The sequence below is a fragment of the Bacteroides sp. A1C1 genome (assembly GCF_004328515.1).
In the GTDB taxonomy this organism is placed as follows: domain Bacteria; phylum Bacteroidota; class Bacteroidia; order Bacteroidales; family Bacteroidaceae; genus Bacteroides; species Bacteroides uniformis.
This window is the reverse complement of sequence record NZ_CP036491.1, coordinates 4014214-4038724: the sequence shown is the minus strand read 5'-3', so window position 1 is coordinate 4038724 and position 24511 is coordinate 4014214. Positions and strand designations below refer to the sequence as shown.

General features: G+C 48.1%; 22 protein-coding genes. 9 read left to right on the top strand and 13 right to left on the bottom strand.

Annotation, left to right across the window (positions count from 1 at the left end; translation table 11 throughout):
- Nucleotides 1–54: 54 nt before the first annotated feature.
- Nucleotides 55–966, top strand: a complete 912-nt coding sequence (locus EYA81_RS16720; RefSeq protein ID WP_117600531.1) for an RluA family pseudouridine synthase — start codon at nucleotides 55–57, stop codon at nucleotides 964–966.
- Between the two features lie 66 nt (nucleotides 967–1032).
- On the opposite strand, the gene EYA81_RS16715 is transcribed toward EYA81_RS16720, so the two are convergent.
- The 6 genes from EYA81_RS16715 to EYA81_RS16690 form a co-directional block, all read right to left on the bottom strand.
- Nucleotides 1033–1437, bottom strand: coding sequence for a hypothetical protein (locus EYA81_RS16715; protein WP_131226110.1), 405 nt, complete (start codon nucleotides 1435–1437; stop codon nucleotides 1033–1035).
- 5 nt (nucleotides 1438–1442) lie between these two features.
- Nucleotides 1443–1862 (bottom strand): hypothetical protein, encoded by a 420-nt coding sequence (locus EYA81_RS16710; RefSeq protein ID WP_117703950.1) that lies wholly within the window; start codon nucleotides 1860–1862, stop codon nucleotides 1443–1445.
- A gap of 57 nt (nucleotides 1863–1919) precedes the next feature.
- Complete coding sequence (gene araJ, locus EYA81_RS16705; RefSeq protein ID WP_119961876.1) at nucleotides 1920–3062, bottom strand: MFS transporter AraJ; 1143 nt, start codon at nucleotides 3060–3062, stop codon at nucleotides 1920–1922.
- 104 nt (nucleotides 3063–3166) lie between these two features.
- Nucleotides 3167–4036: an aldose 1-epimerase family protein gene (locus EYA81_RS16700; protein ID WP_131226108.1), complete on the bottom strand. Its 870-nt coding sequence runs from the start codon at nucleotides 4034–4036 to the stop codon at nucleotides 3167–3169.
- Nucleotides 4037–4052: 16 nt separating this feature from the next.
- Nucleotides 4053–4382 carry a PAS domain-containing protein gene (locus EYA81_RS16695; RefSeq protein WP_117589045.1) on the bottom strand — a complete coding sequence of 110 codons (330 nt, stop codon included), beginning with the start codon at nucleotides 4380–4382 and terminating at the stop codon, nucleotides 4053–4055.
- Between the two features lie 93 nt (nucleotides 4383–4475).
- Complete coding sequence (locus EYA81_RS16690) at nucleotides 4476–5558, bottom strand: hypothetical protein (protein ID WP_057256015.1); 1083 nt, start codon at nucleotides 5556–5558, stop codon at nucleotides 4476–4478.
- A 270-nt stretch (nucleotides 5559–5828) separates the two neighbouring features.
- Here EYA81_RS16690 and EYA81_RS16680 point away from each other — a divergent pair, with 270 nt between their 5' ends.
- From EYA81_RS16680 to EYA81_RS16650, 7 genes are all read left to right on the top strand, one after another.
- Complete coding sequence (locus EYA81_RS16680) at nucleotides 5829–6458, top strand: HU family DNA-binding protein (protein WP_117589046.1); 630 nt, start codon at nucleotides 5829–5831, stop codon at nucleotides 6456–6458.
- 27 nt (nucleotides 6459–6485) lie between these two features.
- A complete protein-coding gene (locus EYA81_RS16675) occupies nucleotides 6486–7697 on the top strand; it encodes an exonuclease SbcCD subunit D C-terminal domain-containing protein (RefSeq protein WP_117589047.1) in 1212 nt (403 codons plus the stop codon).
- A 15-nt stretch (nucleotides 7698–7712) separates the two neighbouring features.
- Nucleotides 7713–11135, top strand: a complete 3423-nt coding sequence (locus tag EYA81_RS16670) for an AAA family ATPase (RefSeq protein WP_117974666.1) — start codon at nucleotides 7713–7715, stop codon at nucleotides 11133–11135.
- 101 nt (nucleotides 11136–11236) lie between these two features.
- Complete coding sequence (gene map / locus EYA81_RS16665) at nucleotides 11237–12091, top strand: type I methionyl aminopeptidase (RefSeq protein ID WP_005828329.1); 855 nt, start codon at nucleotides 11237–11239, stop codon at nucleotides 12089–12091.
- A gap of 21 nt (nucleotides 12092–12112) precedes the next feature.
- Complete coding sequence (locus EYA81_RS16660) at nucleotides 12113–13345, top strand: DNA recombination protein RmuC (RefSeq protein WP_117964441.1); 1233 nt, start codon at nucleotides 12113–12115, stop codon at nucleotides 13343–13345.
- Between the two features lie 13 nt (nucleotides 13346–13358).
- Complete coding sequence (gene xpt, locus EYA81_RS16655) at nucleotides 13359–13925, top strand: xanthine phosphoribosyltransferase (protein WP_117600538.1); 567 nt, start codon at nucleotides 13359–13361, stop codon at nucleotides 13923–13925.
- Between the two features lie 12 nt (nucleotides 13926–13937).
- Nucleotides 13938–15272 (top strand): nucleobase:cation symporter-2 family protein, encoded by a 1335-nt coding sequence (locus EYA81_RS16650; protein ID WP_131226106.1) that lies wholly within the window; start codon nucleotides 13938–13940, stop codon nucleotides 15270–15272.
- Between the two features lie 128 nt (nucleotides 15273–15400).
- Here EYA81_RS16650 and nqrF read toward each other — a convergent pair whose 3' ends face one another.
- From nqrF to EYA81_RS16615, 7 genes are all read right to left on the bottom strand, one after another.
- Nucleotides 15401–16675 carry an NADH:ubiquinone reductase (Na(+)-transporting) subunit F gene (nqrF, locus tag EYA81_RS16645; protein WP_117600539.1) on the bottom strand — a complete coding sequence of 425 codons (1275 nt, stop codon included), beginning with the start codon at nucleotides 16673–16675 and terminating at the stop codon, nucleotides 15401–15403.
- A 17-nt stretch (nucleotides 16676–16692) separates the two neighbouring features.
- A complete protein-coding gene (gene nqrE, locus EYA81_RS16640; RefSeq protein WP_005828321.1) occupies nucleotides 16693–17319 on the bottom strand; it encodes an NADH:ubiquinone reductase (Na(+)-transporting) subunit E in 627 nt (208 codons plus the stop codon).
- A gap of 113 nt (nucleotides 17320–17432) precedes the next feature.
- Nucleotides 17433–18071 (bottom strand): NADH:ubiquinone reductase (Na(+)-transporting) subunit D, encoded by a 639-nt coding sequence (locus EYA81_RS16635; RefSeq protein WP_117600540.1) that lies wholly within the window; start codon nucleotides 18069–18071, stop codon nucleotides 17433–17435.
- 4 nt (nucleotides 18072–18075) lie between these two features.
- Complete coding sequence (locus EYA81_RS16630; RefSeq protein WP_117964443.1) at nucleotides 18076–18765, bottom strand: Na(+)-translocating NADH-quinone reductase subunit C; 690 nt, start codon at nucleotides 18763–18765, stop codon at nucleotides 18076–18078.
- 17 nt (nucleotides 18766–18782) lie between these two features.
- Nucleotides 18783–19952 carry an NADH:ubiquinone reductase (Na(+)-transporting) subunit B gene (locus EYA81_RS16625; protein WP_131226104.1) on the bottom strand — a complete coding sequence of 390 codons (1170 nt, stop codon included), beginning with the start codon at nucleotides 19950–19952 and terminating at the stop codon, nucleotides 18783–18785.
- A 53-nt stretch (nucleotides 19953–20005) separates the two neighbouring features.
- Nucleotides 20006–21355, bottom strand: coding sequence for a Na(+)-translocating NADH-quinone reductase subunit A (locus tag EYA81_RS16620; RefSeq protein WP_117600543.1), 1350 nt, complete (start codon nucleotides 21353–21355; stop codon nucleotides 20006–20008).
- A gap of 221 nt (nucleotides 21356–21576) precedes the next feature.
- Nucleotides 21577–22977 (bottom strand): C1 family peptidase, encoded by a 1401-nt coding sequence (locus EYA81_RS16615; RefSeq protein ID WP_098032476.1) that lies wholly within the window; start codon nucleotides 22975–22977, stop codon nucleotides 21577–21579.
- Nucleotides 22978–23136: 159 nt separating this feature from the next.
- Here EYA81_RS16615 and EYA81_RS16610 point away from each other — a divergent pair, with 159 nt between their 5' ends.
- Nucleotides 23137–24339: a BamA/TamA family outer membrane protein gene (locus EYA81_RS16610; RefSeq protein WP_131226103.1), complete on the top strand. Its 1203-nt coding sequence runs from the start codon at nucleotides 23137–23139 to the stop codon at nucleotides 24337–24339.
- Nucleotides 24340–24511: the final 172 nt, after the last annotated feature.

The window sequence follows — 24511 nt, the reverse complement described above, 5'->3', positions numbered from 1 at the left end:
AAGTCGTTTTCAATCCTAAATTGTAAATTGTCTAATCGTAAATAAAAACCAGTCGTGGCAAAAGAAAAAATTACAGCAAGGGCCCGTGCACAATATACGGACTACATGGTGAAGGAACCGATGGAGCTCATGGAGTTTCTGGCAGCTAAAATGCCGGATGCCAGCCGCACCAAGCTGAAATCATTGCTGAGCAAACGCATTATATATGTGGACAGCGTTATCACTACACAATACAATTTTCCCCTGAAACCGGGTATGAAAGTACAAATCAGCCGTGAGAAGGGACGTAAAGAGTTCAACCATAAACTGATGAAGATTGTATACGAAGATGCCTATATCATCGTGATAGAGAAGATGCAGGGTTTGCTGTCCGTCAACACTGACCGGCAAAAGGAACGTACCGCCTATACCATCTTGAATGAATACGTGCAACGCTCGGGCAAGCAGCACCGTGTACACATCGTGCACCGCCTGGACCGTGACACCTCCGGCTTGATGATGTTTGCCAAAGACGAGAAGACCCAACGTACACTACGCGATAACTGGCATGACATTGTAACAGACCGGCGATACGTAGCCGTAGTGGTCGGCGAGATGGAAAAAGATGCAGGAACCGTGGTTTCTTGGTTGACGGACCGCAAGTTGTATGTATATTCAAGTCCGACAGATGACGGGGGACAAGAATCCATTACGCATTACCGTACCATCAAACGAGCCAATGGATACTCTCTCGTTGAACTGAACCTGGAAACGGGACGAAAAAACCAGATACGTGTACACATGCAGGATTTGGGGCATCCCATTATCGGCGACGGACGCTATGGACTGGAAGACGTAAATCCTATCGGACGCTTGGCTCTGCATGCTTTCAAACTCTGTTTCTATCATCCCGTCACGGGAGAACTGATGCGGTTTGAAACACCTTATCCGGGAGAGTTCAAGAAGCTGGTCTTGAAGAATAAGTAGAAGATTTCTTATAAAAAATGTTCCCTATACAATGAGTATAGGGAACATACAAATAATCCTATTTTTTTATTCCATATATAATGTGAAATTAAAACCCGGAGAATCATCCGAAAAGAAGAATGTACCCCATAGCTGATTACCACTGACTCTGACATCATCCATATAAGAAATGCCACCATATCTGCCATAATCTAATACAAGGTTTCTACTATAACTATCTTCCCACCACCATTGAAAACGGAATGAATCACAATATTCCCCATTGCGATAACGTTGAACTTCTTCTCCGAAACCATCTGCCCCGAAAGAAAATGTACTAATCACCGACATACCAAAGTCATCCAACATGCCTACATCGCCTGTCCATGAACGACCGATAATAGTAGAATCCACTACATCTTGATCGTCTTCACAAGAAGACAAGCCTATACATAGGACAGACAGCAAGAACAACTGCACCAAAAACTTCATAACCTTCATTTATTTATATAATTTGCATCTGTCAACATCACAACTTTTCCTTCTATCTTACCGGAAAGATAATGGTCACGCACCCATACATTCTCAAAGTATTTCACTTTACCATCTGCAAAAGTCAACTTCAAAGTCTCTTTGCTATCATCTGTCCAACGCCAATTAAACTCCCGATCATAAGTCACTTTACCGTCCGTAGTGTAAGTTGTGGATACTTCCTGCCCCTTGTTATCTTTCTTATAAAATCTTAGTTGATACGCACCAGTCACAACACCATCACTTTCGTAATCTTCAACCCATGTTCTTTCACACAATTTGTCGTCACTATTCTGCATAGTATAATACACATCATCCCCACAAGACGCCAGTCCAATCGTAAATACACACAACAGCAATATCTTCACATAATTCAAAGTCTTCATAAGTTATCGAGTTTAGTTAATACTTGTGGACAAACATACACAAAAAAAATGAAACACTTAATACTTAGCCTGGAATTTCTTGTAGAAGACAAGGAATAAAATAAATCCCATCAGTGCAAACGGTACGCCTGCCAATGCGGGATAACGGTATCCTCCACTCAAGGCAAGACCTCCGATATAGGCTCCGATAGCATTCCCCAAATTGAAGGCCATCTGCACACAAGCGCCTCCCAACATTTCTCCTCCAGGGGCCACACGAATCATCAACACCTGCTCCGGACTGGAGACGGCAAACAAACCTGCCGTACAGAGTGTCATCAATATTGCCGAACACCACGGATGGGGCGAGAGTAAAAATATCAATAATAAAATAACACATATCATCCCTTGCACCACCGTACCGACCTTCCCCGGAGTGTACCGGTCGGACATGCGCCCACTGACCAGATTACCGACAACCATTCCGAATCCTGCCAGTACCATCAGTGCCGTAATGCTGTCCGCACTAAAACCGGAGACCTCGGTCAGCAACGGGGTGATGTAGCTATACCAGCAGAATACGCCACCGTTACCCAAAGCCGTAGCTCCCAATATGAGCCACGGCGCCGGCTTCTTCAAAAAACGGAACTGTCCTTTAAATCCCGTGTCTTTCAGTCCTTCGACCTGCGGTACCCAACGCCAAATGTAGTACAATGTTATCAATCCCCAGGCACCTACCAGCAGAAACGTGGCACGCCAAGACAGTGTATGGCTCAACGAAGTACCCAACGGCACCCCAAACAGATTGGCCACAGTCATTCCCGCTATCATAATTGAAACCGCCTCCGAGCTTCTCCCTTTATCAGCCAATTTTCCCGCAACAATGGAAGCTACTCCAAAATAAGCGCCATGAGGAAGCCCGGAAACAAAACGTCCCAACAGCAAGACCCAATAATTGGGTGCCATAGACGCACAAATATTACCCACAATCATTAATGCCATCAAGACCAGCAGAATCTGCTTCAACGGGCGTTTACGGGCCAGGAGCAGCATGGGCGCACCAAAACAAACACCCAACGCATACGCAGAAATGAAATGACCGGCCACGGGAATGCTGATTCCCAAATCAGTAGCCACATAGGGCAAAATACCCATCATCGTAAATTCGGCAATCCCCAGCCCCAATGTACCGAACGCCAATGCAATAAGACTCTTCTTCATACCTTAAAAAACAACCTATATTTTTTACCGGGCGCAAAGATAATGACATTGCATTCTCCAAATAAAAAGGATACCGAATTATTTTCAGTATCCTTCTTCATTTTTTATCTTATATCAATTGTATACCCACCATTAAAGACTTCTCCCGGCGCCAAGTGCTGCATCCAGTCCTTATCCTTATATTCATCCTTATAATGGGCACGGTCACAACGCCCGTACCACGGCTCGATGCAGACAAACGGAGCATTCTTGGCCGGAGGCGACCACAACCCCACCACCGGAGTGTCGAAATACAGACTGAGATAGGGTTTCTTCTCCTTATTATATAATGTAACTTCTTTCACTTGACTGTTTTCCAGAATCAGGGCATCATTATCAAAGGAGTGTATGTCCAAAGGCAGCAGGCCATCTGTCAACTCAAGCAAATATTCCTTATCCGGAGCGGCACATCCTTTCTCGGAGATAAGGATATAGTGCAAACCTTCCGTCTTATCAAAGCCGAAATATCCACGGTCCGTTGTCTCCGTATCATAGTCCGGGTAATAGAAAGCCGGATGGGCCCCTATCTGGAAGTGCATTTCGCGTGTTCCGGTATTGATGACTTTCCAAAGCACCTCAATCTTCTTTCCCTCTATCCGATAGCCTATCTCAAGGCAAAACGGGAAAGGATATTTCTTGCGTGTTTCCTCACTGTCAACCAGTCGATAACGCACTTCATCTTCCAGTTCAAGCATCAATTCAAAATCCATATCGCGGGCAAAACCGTGTTGCGTCAATGCATAGGAAACGCCTTCGTGGCGGTATTCATTCTCCCAAACGCTACCTACAATGGGAAAAAGCACCGGAGAATGCCGTTTCCAGAAAGCAGGGTCTGCCTGCCAAAGATATTCTTTTCCATCATGCAAGATACTGCATAACTCGGCTCCATGCGGTGAAACTTTAATTGTCAGTTCTGAATTAGAAAGTGTTTTCATATCATATATCATTTTGTTATTTTCTCATATAGTGTGGCATCTCTCCGGGTATTTCCATCGAAATCTCCACCAGGCCACCGACCACTCCGTCCTGCTTCCATGCCGTCTGATAAATCATTTTCTTGATACCGTTCTTCTCAATGGTGTAGGCATTCACTCCCCCCGTCTCCAGCAGTTCGCGTATCTTGGCTTGCGATTGCGGGTTGTGGCAATCAAAGAGATTCTTGCCTATCAGGTCACCGTGTTTGGCAAACGTACGGCATGCTTTCTCGTTCATATATAGGATGATTCCCTTTGTGTCGCATACAGTTACGGCACAGTTCATTTCATTGGCCCATTCGTACATAATTCTTTATTTTTAATTGGCTATTTTCTATGCACTTGAAATGCATTTACAGAAAACTCTTCAAAGTCAAATGTCCTTTTCTCTATCGAATTATTATTGCATTAATCCTCCTTCTATGAAGAAAACGACTTCATTCAATCGTTCTTTATTCGATTCTTCATCTTTGAAAATAGCTGGAGTGAAGATTATCCTATCTTGAATCAGATTATCTACCAAATCCCACATGATTTCATGGTACAGCATCACCATTGCCACTTTTTCATTGTCAATACCATATTGGCTTGCTAAGGAGCCACAATTATTCTTTAGTTCCGCACTGATAGAGTTTACCAATTTTTCAGTTATTTGATGAAAGCGGTCTTGCCGTTTCTTTATAATAGGAAATAATACATCTCCATTATCATCTACCAGCCCATAAGGTTTTAACTGAGAAACGAGTTTGGCATCTGTTACTTTTCCGAATTGTGCTATTTCATCAGCACAATGGTCCATAATGTCGTTGTCAGGAGCAATGCCGCTATTGATGTAAGTCAAAATCAAATTCTGTTCTCCGAAACCATTCGTACCGCATGCAAAGCCATTTCTTGATTCGTATAATACCCAGTAACAGCCACTCCAGCTTGTATAATTGTCAACATCCTCAAACAAGACTAACTTTGTCCACATTTTTCCATCCAGAAGGTATGAAAAAACAAGTGAGAGTACATTGTTCTTGAATCCCATTTCACTGATAGTTTGTGCCAATGATATAAAGTCTGCCTTTGTTTTGACATACATGGATTCAGCAATCTCCTTACTTAAGCTTCTTAGAGAATTGGTCTGTTCTTTGTCAAGAATGGGTATAGTAGCTTCCCATTTTCCTTTTGTTTTACTGACAAGTCCACCTACTTCCAATAACAATAATTGGCTATCAGAGCATTTAATACCCATTTCACGAAGTTCGGCTTGAGTACGTGGAGTCCGTAAATTGTATAGTATTTCCCAATTATTATCTGGCGTTACATAGTCTTCGGGCTGATGTCCGTTCACTGCAACAAACTGGGTTGCTTCCCATTCGCTATAAGGTCTTATCGATATTTGTGCTTTAATCATTGTGGTAACGGACAATAAGGCAAACAACAATAATAAGTCCGGATAATGTTTCATATATCGCTTAATTTTAGTTTTGTTCATCATTCATGCACTTCTCTTATGTAACAAAGATAACGTTTTTTTCAATTCCTCTCTCAAACCTATAACAAAAAACTTCCCGACTACCAATAAAAAACTTCCTAACTACTAATAGTAAAGTTTGCAAGTATAGAGATAAAGAATTACCTTCGCCCTTGGTTTGTCTATCCCAAGCCTTGGGATAGAAATCCCCAACCTTGGCATACACATCCGCAACCTTGGGACAAACTTTGTAAGCCCCAATAAACAAACGAACCTCATAACAACGCTACCATCATGGCAGAATACAACATGCAGGAACTGAACCTGCCGGGAGAAGACGGCAAACGCATCCTCTACCCACGAATGAAACTATACGGGCAGGTGGACTTGGAAACCATCACCGAAAAGATAGCATACGCCTCATCCTTCACACGAGGAGACATCATCGGACTGGTACAAGCCATCACCGACGAAATAGCCTACCAAATGGGGCAAGGTTACTCCGTGAAGATTGACAACTTAGGAGTATTCACCCCTGCCCTCGGTCTGCGGCAAGACCGTGAACGGGAGACGGGCGAAGAAGGAGACACCAAGCGAAACGCCGTCAGCATCTGCCTGAAGGACATTCACTTCAAGGCAGACAAGGAACTGCTGTACCTTACCGCTCGCCATTGCCACCTGAAACGTTCCACCGACAAATTCCAACGCTCCTCACAAATGTTTTCTCCGCAGGAACGGCTGGAACGGGCAAAAAAATACCTGGAGAAGAACAGCTTCATGACCCAAGCCGACTATTGCCAACTGACCGGCTTATTGAAGTCCGCCGCCTCCCGCGAGTTGCGCGAATGGATAGCCAATCCCGAATCGGGCATCGACTACAAAGGACGAGGAACACACAAGATTTATATTCTAAGGAAACCATAACCCACATCCATTGAAGTAACAAAAACAATGAAAATACTACATACCAGCGACTGGCACCTGGGACACACCCTCTACAACCACGACCGCACCGCCGAGCAGCAATCCTTCCTACGGCAACTCACCCGCATAGTAACCGAAGAGCAGCCCGACGCCATGGTGGTAAGCGGAGATATCTACCACTACTCCTCTCCCGCTGCCGCCACGCAGAAGATGTACACCGACGCCATGCTGAACATCCATCAAGCCTGCCCCGGAATGGCCATCGTAGTCACCGCCGGAAACCACGACAGCAGCTCGAAACTGGAGATAGACAGCAGCCTCTGGCAGCACTTCGGCTTGAACGTTGTGGGAAACATCGAACGTACAGCCGAGGAAGTGAATCTGGACAAGCACATCATCGAGATAAACAATGAAAAAAAGACAATAGGCTACGTCATTGCCGTGCCCCACGTCTACCCGCAAAACTTCCCCCTGCTGGACACTGAAACACCGCGCGACCAACGGCAGGCACGCTTCTTCCAGGCACTGCTGGACGAAGTGAAGAAACGGAATACGGCACAGCTTCCCGTCGTCCTCATGGCCCATCTCTCCATTGAAGGCAGCGACCGTAGCGGGCACGATGAGAGTATCGGCGGAATAGAGTATGTTCCCCTCAGCGCTATGGGAGAAGGGTACGACTACCTGGCACTCGGACACATCCATTGCCCTCAGGACATCAAAGGCAGTCATCACCACGCACGCTATTGCGGCACTCCCCTCCCCGTCAGCTTCGACGAAACCTATCCGCACTCCGTCTCCATCATCGAGTTGGAGAAAGGGGCAGAGCCACAAATCAGTACAAGGGAAATTGAAAATCCGATTCCGCTCGTCACACTTCCCCATGACCCGACACCTTTCGAAGACGCCTTGAAACTGCTGGAAGAATACCCGGAAGAGAAACCTGCATACCTCCGTCTGAACGTGCTGACAAAAGGCTACCTGCCCCCCGACTGCAACGAAAAAGCCTCGAACGCCGCCAAAGGCAAGGCATGCAAATATTGCTACATCAAGACTACCCGAGAGCGGCAGGCCGACACTGACGAGAGCAAGCCTATCTCCATCCAAGAGATGCAGGAAATGTCTCCCCTGGAAATAGCCAGACTCTACTACCGCGAAACCGAAGGAGAAGAGATGGACCCAGAACTTTGCCAGCTGATGGAGACTGTCATGCAAAAAGTGAAAAGCAAGAACAACTCCTAATCATTTGTCCGGAACATGAAACTCCAGAAACTCACCATAAAGAACCTTGCCTCCATAGAAGATGCCGTCATCGACTTTGAGAACGGACCGCTAAGCGAGGAATCCCTTTTCCTTATCTGCGGTGAGACGGGTGCAGGGAAGACAACCATTCTCGACGCCATCTGCCTGGCACTCTACAACGAAACGCCCCGCATGGACCATGCCGAGAACGAAAAATACAAAGACCTGAGCCAGACTTTCTCTGCCAAAAAGGAAGATGTTGCCATCAACGACAGCCGGCAACTGATGCGCCGTAACACCAGTGAAGCATGGACGGAGCTGGAGTTTACCGGCTCAAACGAAATACCCTACACCGCCCGATGGTACGTGGCGCGGGCACACCGCAAGATTTCAGGAGCCGTGCAGGATGTGCGCTGGACACTGGAAAACAATAAAAGCGGCATACAGCTCAACAAAAAGAATGAGATAAAGACGGAAATACAAGCTGCAGTGGGGTTGACCTTCGAACAATTCTGCCGCACCACCATGCTGGCACAAGGCGACTTCACCAAGTTCCTGCAAAGCAAGGAAAGCGAAAAATCGGATATTCTGGAAAAGCTGACCGGTACAAGTATCTACTCCGAAATAGGTGCCGAAATATATGCCGCCACCAAGGAAAGACGGACGGAATACGAAAACCAGAACCGGAAGCTGGAAGGCATCCACATCCTGGCAGAAGAAGAAGTCGCCACAATCAAGGAAGCCATAGCCACGCAAAATGCCGGAGTCAAGGAAGCCAATGAGCAGAAAACCGCCGCCCTCGCAAAACGGGACTGGCTGAAGAAATACTCCGAACTCCTCCTCACCCGTGAACAGCAAAAGAAGATATGGGAAGGGAAGCAAGCGCAACTGCAATCGGACGAATTCAAACAGAAAGAACTCCTGATTAAAGAATGGAATGCCACCGCCGACGCCCGCAACTGGCTCTCTACCTTGAAACAGCAGCAACAGCAGCAACAACAGAACCATGCACAAGCCGGGATACTGAGAGCATCCTTTGCCCGGCTGGACGGAGGAAGCAAGTGGCTATGCGGTTTCCTGAAAGAGCAAGAAGACAAGCTGCATCGTGCCGAGAAGTACTTGCAAGAGCATTCGCCCTTACTGCCCATGTTCGAGCAAAGCCAATCCATCATTACCGGCCTAAAATCCGCACTCGATGCCCAAACACGCATCGGCACCTACAACGCGCACCTTGAAAGACTGGCCGCGCAACAACCCGTAAAAGTCAAGGAGCGTACCGACAAGGAAGCTGCCCTCACCCGGAAAGAACAAGAGAACCATACATTGCAAAACGAAATAAACCTCCGGAACAAGCAGCTTGAAACCATGGACCGCCCTGCCCTGCAAGACAAGAAAAACAAACTCGATGCCGGACGGGAGAACCTGCTACAAGCCTTGAGCGCCTTGTCTTTACTGGCTGAAACGGAAAGGACACTGAACGAGGCGAAGGAAAACGAAAAGGCTTTGAACGCCAAAGTGGAGGCGTGCCAAAAGCAATACGTCCTCCTGCAAACGGCATTCGACAGCAGGAAAACAAGTTATGATGACATCCGCACCCTCTACGACAAGCAAAAGGAAGCCGTAGAAGAGTGGGCAAAGGAAACACGCTCCCGGCTTGTCGTCGGGGATACTTGCCCCGTGTGCGGACAAGAAATAAAATCGCTTTGCAAAGATGAAGATTTCCAGTCTGTCCTTGCTCCCATACGCACCTCCCTGAAAACAAAAGAGAAAGAATACAAGGAAGCCGAGCAGGCATTGAACAACAATCGGACAGAATCCAAGACCTACGGAACGCTGGCAGAGAATGCCCGTCAGTCCACAGCAAGAGCGCTCCGGAGCTACAACCTTGCCCGTACTGACGCACAAGCCAAATGCGCCCAATGCAACGGCATCGGCCTCTCCACAACCACCGACGAAACCCTGAAGAAGCTACTGGAAGAGAACAAGCTGGAAGCAGACAAACTGAACGAAAAGCTCACTGAAGTTCAAAAGCTCAGCGCACAAATCATAACTCTGCAACGGCAAAAGGACGAATGCCAAAAACATGTGGACGCTGCACGCCAAGCCTTCAACTCTGCCGACAGAGTGCTGAATGAGCTGAAAAACAACATCGTCAATTACGAGTCGCTCACCGCCAACGAAAAGGAGAACATACGTGCCACCATGGACCGCGTCACTCCCCACATCCTCTGGGAAGGATGGAACACGGAATGGGAGAACTCCCCCCTCTCCTTTATTGACCGCCTAACGCAAGCTACGCGCAACTACCGGCTGGCGCAGGAAAAACAAAGAGAACTGAAATCCGCCATTGCCCTTATCCACAAAGAGCTGGAAGGGATAAACATCAACAAGGAAAGCATCGATGCCGCATTCCCCGACTGGCGCAACGCACCTGCAGCAACACAGGAAATGGAAATCAAGGACCTGGGGATTGCCTGGAATAATCTGAATACACAAGCAAGCGGACTGAAACAAAGCATATCCTCCACCGCAGAACAAATGGCAAGGCTGCAAAAGGATTTAACCGGGTTCTATGCCGCCAACCCCACTCTCGACGAGGAGCGTATCACCGTCCTATCCGCTTGGTCCGGCTCCCGGATAGAAGCATTGCGTGCCTCATTGCAGACACTTAAAGAGGAAGAAGTAGCTGCATCGACCGCCTTTCATCTGGCCACCGGACAAGTGGAAGAGCACATCGGCCGGAAGCCCGAAATAGAAGAAAACGAGAACCTCGAAACCCTGGATGCACTCATCGCGAATCTCGAAGAAAAGATAACCGTCGGCAACCAATCCATCGGCCAGCAGAAGTTACGCCTGGAAGAAAACACCCGTAACATCGACCGGATAAAGGAAGAAAAGGAACGTGCCGACCGGCTACGCGAAGAGTATCTGAAGTGGGACCGCCTCTGCCACCACTTCGGTGACGAACGGGGAAAGAACTTCCGCAACATAGCCCAGAGCTTCGTCTTAAAAGAACTGCTGGCAGGCGCCAATTTCTATCTGCAACGCTTGACCGACCGCTACGAACTGGAATGCCAGGCCGGTTCGCTCACCATCCTGCTGCGCGACTTCCATCAAGGAGGTGCGGCACGTCCGGCATGCACCTTATCGGGCGGCGAAAGCTTCCTAGTATCTCTGTCACTTGCCCTCGGACTTTCTTCCCTCAGCCGCCAGAGCCTCTCGGTAGACACACTGTTCATCGACGAAGGTTTCGGCACACTGAGCAGCGACTACCTGAACACCGTTATGGACACATTGGAAAAACTGCACCAGATGGGCGGCAAGAAGGTAGGCATCATCAGTCATGTGGAAGGACTGAAAGAGCGCATAAAGACCCAGATACAAGTACGGAGGATAGACAGTTCAAGAAGCGAAATAGAAGTGGTGAATACCCTCTAAGCTGGTATCGGGATAAAGAAAACGAATGTTTTTTCGGCTCTTGATAGTACAAGCACCTGCATTATTGTGTATTTTTGCAGTCTCATAAAAAAGAAAAGACAATGAAAAAGTTCATGAAAGGAGTCCGGTTTACTCCTAAAAACTATTCCGACGAAGTAGAAGCCAAAATTCAACATTATAAGAAAGAAGGATATAAACTGCCGATGCGAAGCGCACTCCGCACCGAGGAGCAGTTGGCCGGTATCCGCGCAAGCGCCAAAATCAACACGGCCCTGCTGGATTATCTCTCCGAGAACATTCGCGAAGGCATGTCCACAGCTGAAATTGACCATATGGTGTATTGCTTCACCACAGACCACGACGCCATCCCCGCCCCCTTCATGTACGAAGGCTTCCCCAAAAGTGTGTGTACCAGCATCAACGATGTAGTGTGCCACGGCATTCCCAGCACCAGGGAATTCCTGAAAAGCGGTGACATTGTAAATGTCGATGTATCCACCATTTACAAAGGTTACTTTGCCGACGCATCACGCATGTTCATGATTGGCGAAGTCAGCCCCGACATGCAGAGACTGGTACAGGTCACCAAAGAATGCCGTGACATAGGCATACAGACCGCACAGCCCTGGGCACGCCTCGGTGACGTAGGCGCCGCCATCCAGGAGCATGCGGAAAAGAACGGATACAGCGTGGTACGCGACCTCTGCGGACATGGCTGCGGCGTCAAGTTCCACGAAGAACCGGATGTGGAACACTTCGGCAAACGTGGTACGGGCATGCTGATAGTGCCGGGCATGACGTTCACCATCGAGCCGATGATTAACATGGGAAGCTACGAAGTCTTTATCGACGAAGCCGACGGATGGACCGTCTGCACAGACGACGGACTGCCTTCTGCCCAATGGGAAAGCCAAATCCTGATTACTGAAGACGGAAACGAAATATTGACACAATAAGGCGGACACTTCAAAACATCTATGGAAATATTATTACTGATTATAGGGATAATCATTGGAACCGTAGTCGGCTATCTGGCGGCAGACCGCAAGTCAGCCGCACTGAGGGCGGAAATCAGCGGGACAAAGAAGGAAATAGAATTATTGAAGCTGCAGAAGGAAGAAGCCGAAGCGTTGCACAAGCGCATGAACACCGAGTTCGAGAATCTCTCCAACCGTATCTTCCAGAGCAAAGCCGAAGACTTTACCAGGCTGAATGCCGAACACCTGGGCAATCTGCTCCGTCCGCTGGGCGATAACCTGAAGGACTTCCGCCAAAAGGTGGAACAAGTATACAGCACCGAAGCCAAAGAACGTTTCTCGCTGGGTGAACGCATCAAGGAACTGGTGGAGCTGAACAACCGCCTCAGCGAAGATGCCAACAACCTGACTCGTGCCTTGAAAGGAGACTCCAAGATGCAAGGCAACTGGGGCGAAATGATTCTGGAACGTCTGTTGCAAGCCTCCGGACTGATTGAAGGCGAACACTACTTCCGCCAGGAGTTTCTAAAAGACGAACGGGGCGAAGCCATCATCAACGAGGAAAGCGGGCAGAAGATGCAGCCCGACATCATCGTGAAATACCCCGACGAACGGGAAATGATTATCGACTCCAAAGTGTCGCTGACTGCCTATGCTGCCTACACCTCTGCCGAAAACAAGGAGGAGCAGGCACACTTCCTGAAAGCACACCTGCAATCCGTCCGCGCCCACATCGACGAGCTCAGCCATAAAGACTACTCGCATTATGACGCCCAATCGCCGGATTTCGTCATGATGTTCATCCCCACCGAAGGTGCCTACCTCCTCGCCATCCAAAGCGATACCCACCTCTGGGAATATGCCTACAACAAAAAGGTGGTACTGATGAGCCCCACCAACCTGATTAGCGCCCTGCGCCTCTCGCTCGACCTTTGGAAGAAGGAGAACCAGGTAAAGAATGTGCAGGCCATCATCAAGCGCGGCACCATCTTATATGAAAAGATTGCAGGCTTTACCGACACCTTCCTCGGTATCGGCGACCGACTGGCCAGCCTGCAAAGGGATTACGACAAAGCCTTCAACCAGCTCTCGGACGGTAACGGCAGCGTAGTGCGCCAGGCCGAAATGCTGAAAGGCATGAGCCTCACTCCCAAGAAACGCATTTCTCCAAGATTGCTGCCCAAAGATACCATTCAAGAAGAAACAGAAGAGGAAAACGATAACATTCAATAAAACATCATCCAACATGAAAACTCTGAAAGACCGCATTCTCAAAGACGGAAAATGCTTCCCCGGAGGCATTCTGAAAGTAGACAACTTCATTAATCACCAAATGGACCCCATCCTGATGAAATCCATCGGCGTGGAATTTGTCAGACGGTTCGCTTCCACCTCCATCAACAAGGTCATTACAGTAGAGGCGAGCGGAATTGCCCCTGCCATCATGGTAGGTTATCTGCTGGAACTGCCCGTAGTATTTGCCAAGAAGAAGAAACCGAGTACCATGGAAAACATGCTGACCACCACCGTATTTTCCTTCACCAAGAACCGTTCGTACGAGGTCTGTGTCAGCAAGGACTTCCTTTGTCCGGGTGACAAGGTACTGTTCATTGACGACTTTCTGGCCAATGGCAATGCAGCCAAAGGCATGATTGACCTTGTGAAGCAGGCAGGTGCCGAACTGGCCGGTATGGGATTCATCATCGAGAAGGCTTTCCAGCATGGTGGCGACGAATTGCGCGAACAAGGCATCCATGTGGAATCACTTGCCATCATCGAGAGTCTGGACAATTGTGAGATTAAAATCAGATAAACCGCTGCACACATGGAGGACAATCAAGAAGGAGAAAAGTTAAAAAACGGACTGATATACGGACTGAATGACAAGCCACCTTTCAAGGAAGCATTCTTCGCCGCCCTGCAACATCTGCTTGCCATATTCGTTGCCATCATCACACCTCCCCTCATTATTGCCGGAGCACTGAAACTCGATGCCGAGACCACCGGTTATCTGGTATCCATGGCATTGTTCGCTTCGGGCATTTCAACGTTCATCCAGTGCCGCAGGTTCGGAGGATTGGGTACGGGGCTGCTATGCATCCAAGGAACCAGTTTTTCCTTTATCGGACCCATTATTGCTGCCGGAACGATGGGCGGGCTTCCGCTTATCTTCGGTTCTTGCATCGCAGCATCTACCGTGGAAATGTTCATCAGCCGAATTTTGAAATATACCAAGAGAATCATTACGCCCCTCATTTCGGGAATCGTTGTCACTCTCATTGGAATGAGTCTGATAAAAGTGGGAATTACTGCTTGCGGAGGCGGTGCGGCAGCGCAAGCAGACGGTAGTTTCGGCAGTCTGCGCCATGTGGGACTGGCGGCCCTGGTGTTGCTACTCATCATTGCCTTCAACCGTAGTTCCAACCGGTATATGAGGATGAGTTCCATTGTCATCGGATTGGTTATAGGCTATATCGTGGCATGGTTCATGGGGATAGTAGATTTTACATCCATACAAAGCTATGGCGGTTTCAATCTCCCGATGCCGTTCCGTTACGGATTGGACTTCAGCATCTCAACCATCATTGCCTTAGGACTTATTTTCATGATTACCGCTATCGAAGCATACGGTGACATCACAGCCAATTCGCTCATATCCGGCGAACCGGTGGAAGGAGAAACATTCGTAAAACGCGCTTCGGGCGGTATCCTTGCCGACGGCTTCAACTCCATGCTGGCAGGTATGCTCAACTCTTTTCCCAACTCCGTATTTGCCCAAAACAACGGGATGATACAACTGACGGGAGTGGCAAGCCGTTATGTAGGTTACTATATAGCAGGATTCCTGGTAATACTCGGGCTTTTCCCCGCCGTAGGCCTGGTATTTTCATTGATGCCGGAACCGGTATTGGGCGGCGCTACCCTGCTTATGTTCGGAACAGTGGCAGCGGCAGGCATACGCATCATCGCCGCACAGGAAATCAACCGTAAGGCAACATTAGTCATGGCTATCAGTTTCTCTTTGGGACTAAGCGTAGAACTGGTTCCGGAAATATTATGCCAACTTCCCGAAATACTAAGAAATATCTTCTCTTCGGGAATTACCACCGGAGGAGTAACAGCCATTCTGGCAAATGCACTGATTCATATCAAGGAATAAAAGAAAAAACTGCGAAGAATCCACTCCACTTTCTTTCATTAGAGAGGAAAATACCTCGAACAAAAAAAACTCCGGCAAGACCCTGAAGGCCAAGCCGGAGTTTTTTATCTCAAGACGGATAAGGAAGGTTATCCGCCAAAGTTATCGAACATCAGGTTCTGAGCCGGAACGCCGAGGTCGTCGAGCATCTTCTCAACAGCCTTCGACATCGGGCCGGGACCGCACATGTAGTATTCGATGTCTTCGGGAGCTTCGTGGTCTTTCAAATAAGTCTCGTAAATTACATTGTGTACGAAACCCGGAGTGTACTTCACGCCCGCTGCATCGGCTGCCGGATCGGGACGGTCCAGTGCAAGATGGAACTTGAAGTTGGGGAAATCCTTTTCAATCTGCAGGAAGTCTTCCAGATAGAACACTTCATTCAATGCACGTGCACCGTAGAAGTAATTCATCACGCGATCTGTAGTGTGCAGTGTCTTCGTCATATGCATAATCTGTGCACGCAACGGAGCCATACCGGCACCACCACCGATCCACATCATCTCCTTCTTAGAGTCGAATATCGGATGGAAGTCTCCGTAAGGACCACTCATGGTTACCTTATCACCCGGTTTCAGGGTAAAGATATAAGAAGAAGCGATACCCGGCATTACATCCATGAAGCCCGGTCCCTGGTCTTTCGGCTTAAACGGAGGCGTAGCGATACGTACCGTCAGCATGATGCGGTCGCCTTCGGCAGGATAGTTGGCCATGGAGTAAGCACGGATGGTTTCTTCGTCATTGCGGCACTTCAAGCCCAACAGACCGAATTTCTCCCATGCAGGCAAGTATTCCTTACCGATAAGTTCCTTATCGATGTCCTTATCATAATCCATCGAATATTTAGGAATCTTAATCTGCGCATAAGAACCCGGAACGAAATCCATGTGCTCGCCTTTGGGCAAAGCAACGATGAACTCTTTGATGAACGTAGCCACATTCTTGTTGGAGATAACCTCGCACTCCCACTCTTTTACGCCCAGTACGCTTTCGGGAACCTTGATAGCCATATCGCCTTTTACCTTCACCTGGCAACCCAGACGCCAGTGATCTTGTATTTGCTTACGGCTGAAGTGCGGAGTCTCAGAAGGCAAGATTTCACCCCCACCTTCCATTACCTGGCATTTGCACTGTCCGCAGGAACCTTTACCACCGCAAGCGGAGGAAAGGAACACACCGTTTACAGACAGCGTATTCAGCAATGTAGAACCGGAAGCTACGTCCAGTTCCTTATCACCATTGATAGTCAGTTTTACATTACCCGAAGGCACCAAGAAATTCTTGGCAACCAGCAGGATAACAACAAGCAGGATGACAACCACGAGGAATACTCCAATGCTTGCTAATATCATATTCATATCCATTGTTTTATTCCTTTCTTTTAGATGTTCAAACCAGAGAAACACATAAATGCCATTGCCATCAGACCTACAGTGATAAACGTGATGCCCAGTCCTTTCAGTGGAGCCGGAACGTCAGAATAGGCCATTTTTTCACGGATGGCAGCCAAGCCTACGATAGCCAGCAACCAACCGATACCGGAGCCCAACGCATAAGAGACAGCATCAGCAATGCCACCGATGAATTTCGGGTCGCTCTCACCCAGTGTGATGCGCTGCTGCATGAAAAGAGAAGCACCCATGATGGCACAGTTTACAGCAATCAACGGCAGGAAGATACCGAGTGAAGCATACAGCGAAGGGCTGAAACGCTCTACAATCATTTCCACCAACTGAACGATAGCTGCGATTACAGCAATGAAAAGAATAAAGCTCAGGAAGCTGAGGTCAACGCCTTCAATGATTGCGTTGGCAGCCAGCACCTTTGTCTGCAATAAATAGTTGACCGGAAGCGTAACTACCAACACGAAAGTTACGGCGATACCCAGTCCCACGGCAGTCTTCACATTCTTCGATACGGCAAGGTAAGAACACATACCGAGGAAGAACGCGAATATCATGTTGTCCACAAAGATAGAGCGGACGAATAAACTTATTAAATGTTCCATATCTCTTCGATAAATTAAGAATTAAAGAATTAAAGAATTAAAGCAATGAGAACTTGTACTGCAGCAGAGCAGCCCATTTTTCATTCTTTCATTTTTCATTCTTCATTTATTTATTACTGCTTTTCCTGCAATTCTTTGTGACGTGCACGCTGATACCAGATGATGCAAGCGCAAAGAATCAATGCCATTGGCGGCATCAGCATCAAGCCGTTGTTCACATAGCCCAACTTCTGCAGAGGTTCATAGTTCAAGATGTTGAAACCGAGCAACGTTCCCGAACCCAGAAGCTCGCGGAAGAAAGCTACGATTACCAGAATCTTGGCATATCCCAAACCATTACCCACACCGTCAAGGAAAGACTCCCAGGGACCGTTCTGCATGGCAAATGCTTCCAAGCGCCCCATCAGGATACAGTTGGTAATAATCAGACCTACATATACAGAAAGCTGCACACTTACATCGTAAGCAAAAGCTTTCAGAATCTCACTTACAATAGTTACCAACGCGGCAACAACCACCAGCTGAACGATGATACGGATACGGTTGGGTATCGTCTTACGCAGCAGTGAAATCACTACATTGGAGAATGCCGTAATCACCGTCACTGAAAGACCCATCACAATGGCGGGCTCCAGCTTGGCAGTAACAGCCAAAGCAGAACAGATACCCAATACCTGCACGGTAACAGGATTGTTCAGTCCCAGCGGAGTAGAGAATATTTCTTTATTCTTCTTTGAAAACAATTGTCCCATATTCTTATTCCTCCTCATTATTATTAGTTAAAAAGTTCTTGTAGCTGCTCAGACAAGCCTTCAACATAGCATCCACACCAACAGAAGTGATGGTACCACCGGAAATGCCGTCCACCTGATAGTCAGGTTTCTCTACCTTGCCGTTCTTCACAACACCGAGGGCCACCTCGCCGTTCTCCAATGTTTTCTTTCCAGTGAATTCACCCTGAAACTGGGGAGTTGCAATTTCGGCACCCAGACCCGGAGTCTCACTGGCATGGGAGAAGTAAACACCGTAAACGGTATCCTTGTCGCTATTCAGTGCAACATATCCCCAGATAGCACCCCAAAGACCGGCGCCGTAAACGGGAAATACATATTTCTTCTCACCGTCAACCTCTGCCACGAATACATGCAGACGGTTATTTTCTTTGGCTTCTTTCTCGTAAGCGGTAGCAAATGCACCGGTATTCTCAGTCAGCTTACCGTCAACGTTCATCAGCATATCGCCCTTTACATATTTATTATATTCAGCTTCGGCATCCTTTACGTCCTTGATGTTGAGTGCAGCAAGAATCTGCTTCTTCGTGTCAAGTTCCACGTTCTTGTTCTGCGTCTCGCGCAAGGAAGAACTTACGAATGCCAGCAGGAATGCAACGATAACAACCATTACCGAAGCATAAATGATAGTATAACTATTACTATTGGTATTCATTTCTTTTCCGGTATTTATTAATTGTTAGACTTGATTGCACGTTTCTCGCGACGGCTGATGTTGCCCTGTACCACACAATAGTCAATCAGCGGAGCGAAGATATTCATCAGCAGAATGGCAAGCATCATACCTTCGGGATAACCAGGGTTGAGCACACGGATAATGATAGCCATGACACCAATCAGGAATCCGAAGATATACTTACCGGTCTCTGTACGTGCCGATGTAACGGGGTCGGTAGCCATGAACACGGCACCGAAGCAGAAACCACCCAGCACGAGGTGTTCGTACCAAGGCATCTGTGCCATCGGGGTGTCGGGACCGATTGTATTGAATACCCATGCCATGAAGGCGCCACCTACGAATACGGAAAACATCGTCTTCCAGCTTGCAATGCCCGTCCACAACAGCAAAATGGCACCCAGAGCGATGGCAATTACGCTTGTCTCACCGATAGAACCCGGAATAAGGCCGGTCACCATGTCCCAAGAGAATTCCGGAACGGCGCCCGAGGTAGCGGCTGCACCCAGCGGAGTAGCTACCGTCAGTCCGTCTACCGACTGCCCCAGACCAAAGATGCTGTCGCCCGATACCCAAACGGCATCACCCGACATCTTCGTAGGATAAGCAAAGAACAAGAATGCACGGGTAATCAAAGCTACGTTGAACACGTTCATACCCGTACCACCGAATACTTCCTTAGCAAAAATTACAGAGAATGCAGTAGCCACCGCTAGAATCCACAACGGGCAGTCTACCGGAACAATCATCGGAATCAAGATACCGGAAACCAGGAAGCCTTCCTGAATCTCCTCCTTCTTCCACTGAGCTACTATGAACTCAATGCCGAGACCTACTACATAAGATACAATGATTTTTGGCAATACAGCCAAGAAACCGTAGATGAACATTTCCCAGAAGCCGCCGGTGGCACCGGTAGCATGGAAATGCTGGTAACCTACGTTATACATACCGAACAGCAGTGCCGGTACTAACGCAATAACCACCATCGACATGATGCGTTTGCTGTCAATGGAGTCGTGAATATGCGTTCCCGATTTCGAAGTGGCATTAGGCACGAACAAGAATGTTTCGAAGCCGTCGAACACCGAACGAAATGCGTGGAATTTGCCGCCTTCTTCAAAGTTCGGCTTTATCTTGTCGAGATAATTTCTTAACGCTTTCATTAATATATTTACGATTTTACGATTTACAATTTACGATTTGCCATACGCCCCGATTATGCCATTTCGGCACGAAGCATATCGAGTCCTGCACGTACGATGCGCTGCACTTCCACTTTGGAAGAACATACGAATTCGCAGAGAGCGAAATCTTCAGGAGCTACTTCGTAGATACCCAGAGCCTCCATACGGTCAATATCACCTGCAATGATTGCTTTCACCAGATATTCGGGGAAGATGTCCATTGGAAATACGCGGTCGTATTCGTTGGACATAATCATGTGACGTTCGCCACCCTTGATACGGGCATCTATCACATATTCCTTCTTGCCCATCAGCCAGCTGAAGTAAGAGCGGTTGACGCTGAACTGATTAAAGCGCGGCATAATCCAACCCAACATTTCATGGATTTCATCTCCTTCGGGAATAACGGTCAGCTGGCTGTCGAAAGAGCCGAGGAAGCCGTTCGGAGAAATTTTCTTACCGGTCAGCACGTTACCGCTGATGTAGCGGAGGTCCTTGTCGGTAGTCACGTTACCTTTGAAAACGTTCGTCAGCAGAGCGCCGACTTTCAGCTTGCAATAAGCGGGTTTCAACACTTCGGAACCCGTTACAGCTACCGTACGGGTCAAGTCTACATGACCGGTATTCATCAGACGTCCGATGAAAAGTACGGCTTCGGCACTGATAGTCCAGACCGTTTCACCTTTCACTACCGGAGAGATGTGGTTAATCTGTACACCCACGTTGCCTGCCGGATGCGGTCCGTCGAAAGCTGTTACGGTAACGTTCTTTGCCTGCACAAGGGCAGCAGCCTTTTGTTTTACACTAATACCCAGATACGTCTTTGCCATCTTTGACAAAGCGTCGAGTCCCGTCTGGAAGTTTGCTTCTTCTCCTTTCAGAGCGAATTCAAAATCGGGGGCCAGCGGATTACTGTCGAAAGCCGAAATGAAAATAGCTTTCGGAGTCACCGTCGGGTCAGCGATAACGTCGTACGGACGTTGGCGGATGAAAGCGAACATACCTGCCTGCAAAAGAGCTTCTTTTACCTGCTGGCCGCTCATCTTGGACGGGTCCATCTTGCCAAATTCCTCATAGTCTTGTTCAGTGGCAGCCTCTACAACGATGTTCAGCACCTTACGGCGCGCACCACGCTCCACGCTTGTCACTACGCCACTGACGGGCGAAACAAATTTCAATTCAGGATGATTCTTGTCGATAAACAAGGGTCCCCCGGCCATCACATATTCCTGCTCTTTGACCACCACTTTCGGAGTGATGCCTGTATAGTCATCGGGAATCAGCGAATAAAATCCTGGTTCCTTAACAGACACAAGTTCCTGGGCAGCAGCGCCTTTCAGGTTAATGTCAAGGCCTCTACGTAACTTAATTACATTTGCCATGCGTTTATTTAAAATAATGGTTTCATTAATTTGCCGCAAAAGTAGCAAAAAAGAACGTGAATAAAGAGCAAAAAAGAAAGGAATTACGGAGAAATTTCCGTAATCCCTTTCGTTAACGAACACGAGAACAAGGATTAGGGGTTAAGGATTAGGGATTAATACCCTGCGGAATCATAGCGCAGCCCCACTAATCACTAATCCTTAACCTCTAATCCTTATCATCACTTTTCTTCAGCAAACATCGGGTCCCATGCCGGCAGGCGGATAGGTTTTTGTTTGAACAATTCCATCACTTTGGCAGGAACATACTTTGTCTCCACCACCAAGCGGAACATGTATTCATTGAACCACTCGTCGGTCATGATGAGATGTCCCTGGTAACCGGAAGCAGCTCCCCAGCTATTCTCTACCATCCATTTTACGGGCTTTCCGTCTTTGTTCAAGTCAACAGCCATCAAGGTCATGGCGTGGGACGAGCCGCTGGAGAAGGTCTGAATGCGTTGTTTTTTATCCATTCCGAAGGTAGTACCCATCAGTGACTCGTAGTCATAATTTTTCACATCAAGCAGACCGCGTTCAGAGTTCAGGAACTTGCCCACATCGCAAGAGAAGTACATCATGGTGCTGTCCTTCAAGGAGGCGATGGCCATCTCCTTAATATCCTCTACGGGCAGGTTGACATAAGTCCAGTTTTTACCGTCGTAACGGTGACGGTCGTAGTCTATTTCATAGCACTTATAATACTCACGACTGGGATCGTTCATCAGCATTACGTAGTTGGTCAGCAGTTGTTTGTCTCCATACTTCTCAAGGAAAGACATGGGAGTGTGATGCTCTGTCTCCACGGGATTACCCTTAGCATCGTGGCAGACATAGTCGAACTCCGTGGGAGGTACACCAAGGTTCAGCACCAACATGCGGTAGATGGTTCCGAGCATTGTGGTTTTCTCCTTCTCCAGAGCTGCGGGCTTGGCACCGGCGGCAGCCATATCACGTAGTTGCAGACCATACTCTTTCAGCTTCAGAGAGATGAGGTTGGCCATGCGGGAGGTATTTTCACTGCTGTTTGTTTCAGGCATGGCATCTTTAGGAACAAGGCCGTATTTGGAAACAATGTCGGCCACACCGGTAAAGGTACCCCCATCGCTCAGCGGATGCTGGAAGAGCCATTCTACGGTTTTATCAGTCAGGGGACTCTTGGAGGTGTCGATGATGCCTTGCAAGAAGAGGTTTGCCTTCTCCAACTGGTCCCAGAAGAAAGGATAGACTTCGGAGAACTCAAAAGACTGGAAACCGTATTCGGCAAGGGTCTTGGCCCGCATCACGTTGAGCCCGGTGAACAACCAGCAACGGCCGGACGACTTCTGGTCGGTGATGCCTCTGGACTCTACCTTGACGGAGAAGTGGGTATCCATGCCCTGCATATTCTCCTGGTTGAGTGCCAGTTTACGGATGTCATTATTGCCTATGGCATTGCGGAGAGCCTTGTCGGCAGCCGTGCCTTGATAACTTTGCTTGATTTGCCCAAGCATTTCGGGGCTGATGCCGCCTTTTCCTTCTTGTGCCTGCACAGAAAGCAGTGCGGCACTCAGAACAATTACAGATAAAAATCGTTTCTTCATTCAGATTATGTGTTTTTAGTTATTGATGTCTTGCTTCGTGAAGCAGACAAAAGTAATGTCTTTTTTGATAATTTTAGTGACATCTTTAGATTTATTATCTATTACAGTGAAAACTATTCGGAATAAAATAGTTTCCTTTGCACCCACATTTCGTACGACATGAAAAGATATATACTAAGCATTATCGCACTGGTGCTGTTCGCCACCACCCTTTATGCCCAGGAACAGACTGCGGCCGCCACAAACGACAGCGTTCCCGCACTGACAAAAAAAGAACTACGCAAGCAAAAGGTAGCGCGCCGGAATCTGCATTACAATATTCTGGGTGGACCCAGCTACACTCCCGACTTCGGTGCCGTGCTGGGAGGAAGCGCCCTGATGACCTTCCGCATAAACCCCAGCGACACCACGCAGTTGCGCTCCGTAGTGCCCATGGCCATCGCCTTCATGTTCAACGGTGGCATCAATCTTTTCTCCAAGCCTCAACTCTTCTTCAAGGGTGACCGTTTCCGTATCTTCGGAAAGTTTAGCTATAAAAATACGGAAGAAAACTTTTACGGCATCGGCTATAATACCAATAAAGATTACGTACGAAGCGACAGTACCAGCAAATACCGATACAGCGGCGTGCAAATCAACCCCTGGTTCCTCTTCCGGCTGGGCAACAGCAATATCTTTGCCGGACCTCAAATAGACATCAATTATGACCACCTGACAGAGCCCGGCAAGTTCTTGGTGAACGAACCTTCGTACAAAGAGGCAGGCGGTACGGCCAACGGCTACAACAACTTCAACTCCGGCCTCGGCTTCCTGCTGACATACGACAGCCGTGACGTTCCCGCCAACGCCTACCGCGGCATGTATCTGGATTTCCGCGGCATGATGTACACCAAATTCATCGGAAACGACCAGACCTTCTACCGCCTGGAGATAGACTACCGCCAATACAAGTCACTGGGCAAGCGCAGGGTGCTTGCGTGGACGGCACAGACCAAGAACGTGTTCGGCGACGTCCCACTGACGCAATACGCCCTCACCGGAACGCCTTTCGACCTGCGCGGCTACTACATGGGGCAGTATCGCGACAAGTCCTCGCACGTGGTCATGGCAGAATACCGGCAGATGCTCAATACCGACCGCAGCACCTGGCTGAAGCGGATGCTCAACCACATAGGTTTTGTAGCCTGGACCGGGTGCGGCTTCATGGGCCCCACTCCTGGCAAGATAGAGGGCGTACTGCCCAACTATGGTGTAGGTCTACGCATTGAGGTACAGCCACGCATGAACGTCCGCCTGGATTTAGGCAAAAACACGGTAAACAACCAGATGTTGTTTTACTTCAATATGACAGAAGCGTTTTGAGTAACGCCTTACCTTGCCGTATCTGCCCGTCTCCCTCCTATGGAGAATGATTATAACATCAAAATGCCCTGAAAACCAAACTTTACCTCTTGAGACACAAACATTTCATTTTTCTTTTCTTTTTCTTGCATCAGTAAAAGATTATCCATACTTTTGGCAATCACATTTCTTT

What these genes read in the sequence shown, in the direction of transcription:
- xpt (WP_117600538.1), top strand. Translation starts at nt 13,359, where the DNA reads ATGAAAACTCTGAAAGACCGCATTCTCAAAGACGGAAAATGCTTCCCC.
- EYA81_RS16675 (WP_117589047.1), top strand. Translation starts at nt 6,486, where the DNA reads ATGAAAATACTACATACCAGCGACTGGCACCTGGGACACACCCTCTAC.
- EYA81_RS16690 (WP_057256015.1), bottom strand. Translation starts at nt 5,558, where the DNA reads ATGATGAACAAAACTAAAATTAAGCGATATATGAAACATTATCCGGAC.
- EYA81_RS16670 (WP_117974666.1), top strand. Translation starts at nt 7,713, where the DNA reads ATGAAACTCCAGAAACTCACCATAAAGAACCTTGCCTCCATAGAAGAT.
- EYA81_RS16650 (WP_131226106.1), top strand. Translation starts at nt 13,938, where the DNA reads ATGGAGGACAATCAAGAAGGAGAAAAGTTAAAAAACGGACTGATATAC.
- EYA81_RS16635 (WP_117600540.1), bottom strand. Translation starts at nt 18,071, where the DNA reads ATGGGACAATTGTTTTCAAAGAAGAATAAAGAAATATTCTCTACTCCG.
- EYA81_RS16610 (WP_131226103.1), top strand. Translation starts at nt 23,137, where the DNA reads ATGAAAAGATATATACTAAGCATTATCGCACTGGTGCTGTTCGCCACC.
- araJ (WP_119961876.1), bottom strand. Translation starts at nt 3,062, where the DNA reads ATGAAGAAGAGTCTTATTGCATTGGCGTTCGGTACATTGGGGCTGGGG.
- EYA81_RS16625 (WP_131226104.1), bottom strand. Translation starts at nt 19,952, where the DNA reads ATGAAAGCGTTAAGAAATTATCTCGACAAGATAAAGCCGAACTTTGAA.
- EYA81_RS16680 (WP_117589046.1), top strand. Translation starts at nt 5,829, where the DNA reads ATGGCAGAATACAACATGCAGGAACTGAACCTGCCGGGAGAAGACGGC.
- EYA81_RS16700 (WP_131226108.1), bottom strand. Translation starts at nt 4,036, where the DNA reads ATGAAAACACTTTCTAATTCAGAACTGACAATTAAAGTTTCACCGCAT.
- map (WP_005828329.1), top strand. Translation starts at nt 11,237, where the DNA reads ATGAAAAAGTTCATGAAAGGAGTCCGGTTTACTCCTAAAAACTATTCC.
- EYA81_RS16660 (WP_117964441.1), top strand. Translation starts at nt 12,113, where the DNA reads ATGGAAATATTATTACTGATTATAGGGATAATCATTGGAACCGTAGTC.
- EYA81_RS16620 (WP_117600543.1), bottom strand. Translation starts at nt 21,355, where the DNA reads ATGGCAAATGTAATTAAGTTACGTAGAGGCCTTGACATTAACCTGAAA.
- nqrE (WP_005828321.1), bottom strand. Translation starts at nt 17,319, where the DNA reads ATGGAACATTTAATAAGTTTATTCGTCCGCTCTATCTTTGTGGACAAC.
- EYA81_RS16615 (WP_098032476.1), bottom strand. Translation starts at nt 22,977, where the DNA reads ATGAAGAAACGATTTTTATCTGTAATTGTTCTGAGTGCCGCACTGCTT.
- EYA81_RS16710 (WP_117703950.1), bottom strand. Translation starts at nt 1,862, where the DNA reads ATGAAGACTTTGAATTATGTGAAGATATTGCTGTTGTGTGTATTTACG.
- EYA81_RS16630 (WP_117964443.1), bottom strand. Translation starts at nt 18,765, where the DNA reads ATGAATACCAATAGTAATAGTTATACTATCATTTATGCTTCGGTAATG.
- nqrF (WP_117600539.1), bottom strand. Translation starts at nt 16,675, where the DNA reads ATGGATATGAATATGATATTAGCAAGCATTGGAGTATTCCTCGTGGTT.
- EYA81_RS16715 (WP_131226110.1), bottom strand. Translation starts at nt 1,437, where the DNA reads ATGAAGTTTTTGGTGCAGTTGTTCTTGCTGTCTGTCCTATGTATAGGC.
- EYA81_RS16695 (WP_117589045.1), bottom strand. Translation starts at nt 4,382, where the DNA reads ATGTACGAATGGGCCAATGAAATGAACTGTGCCGTAACTGTATGCGAC.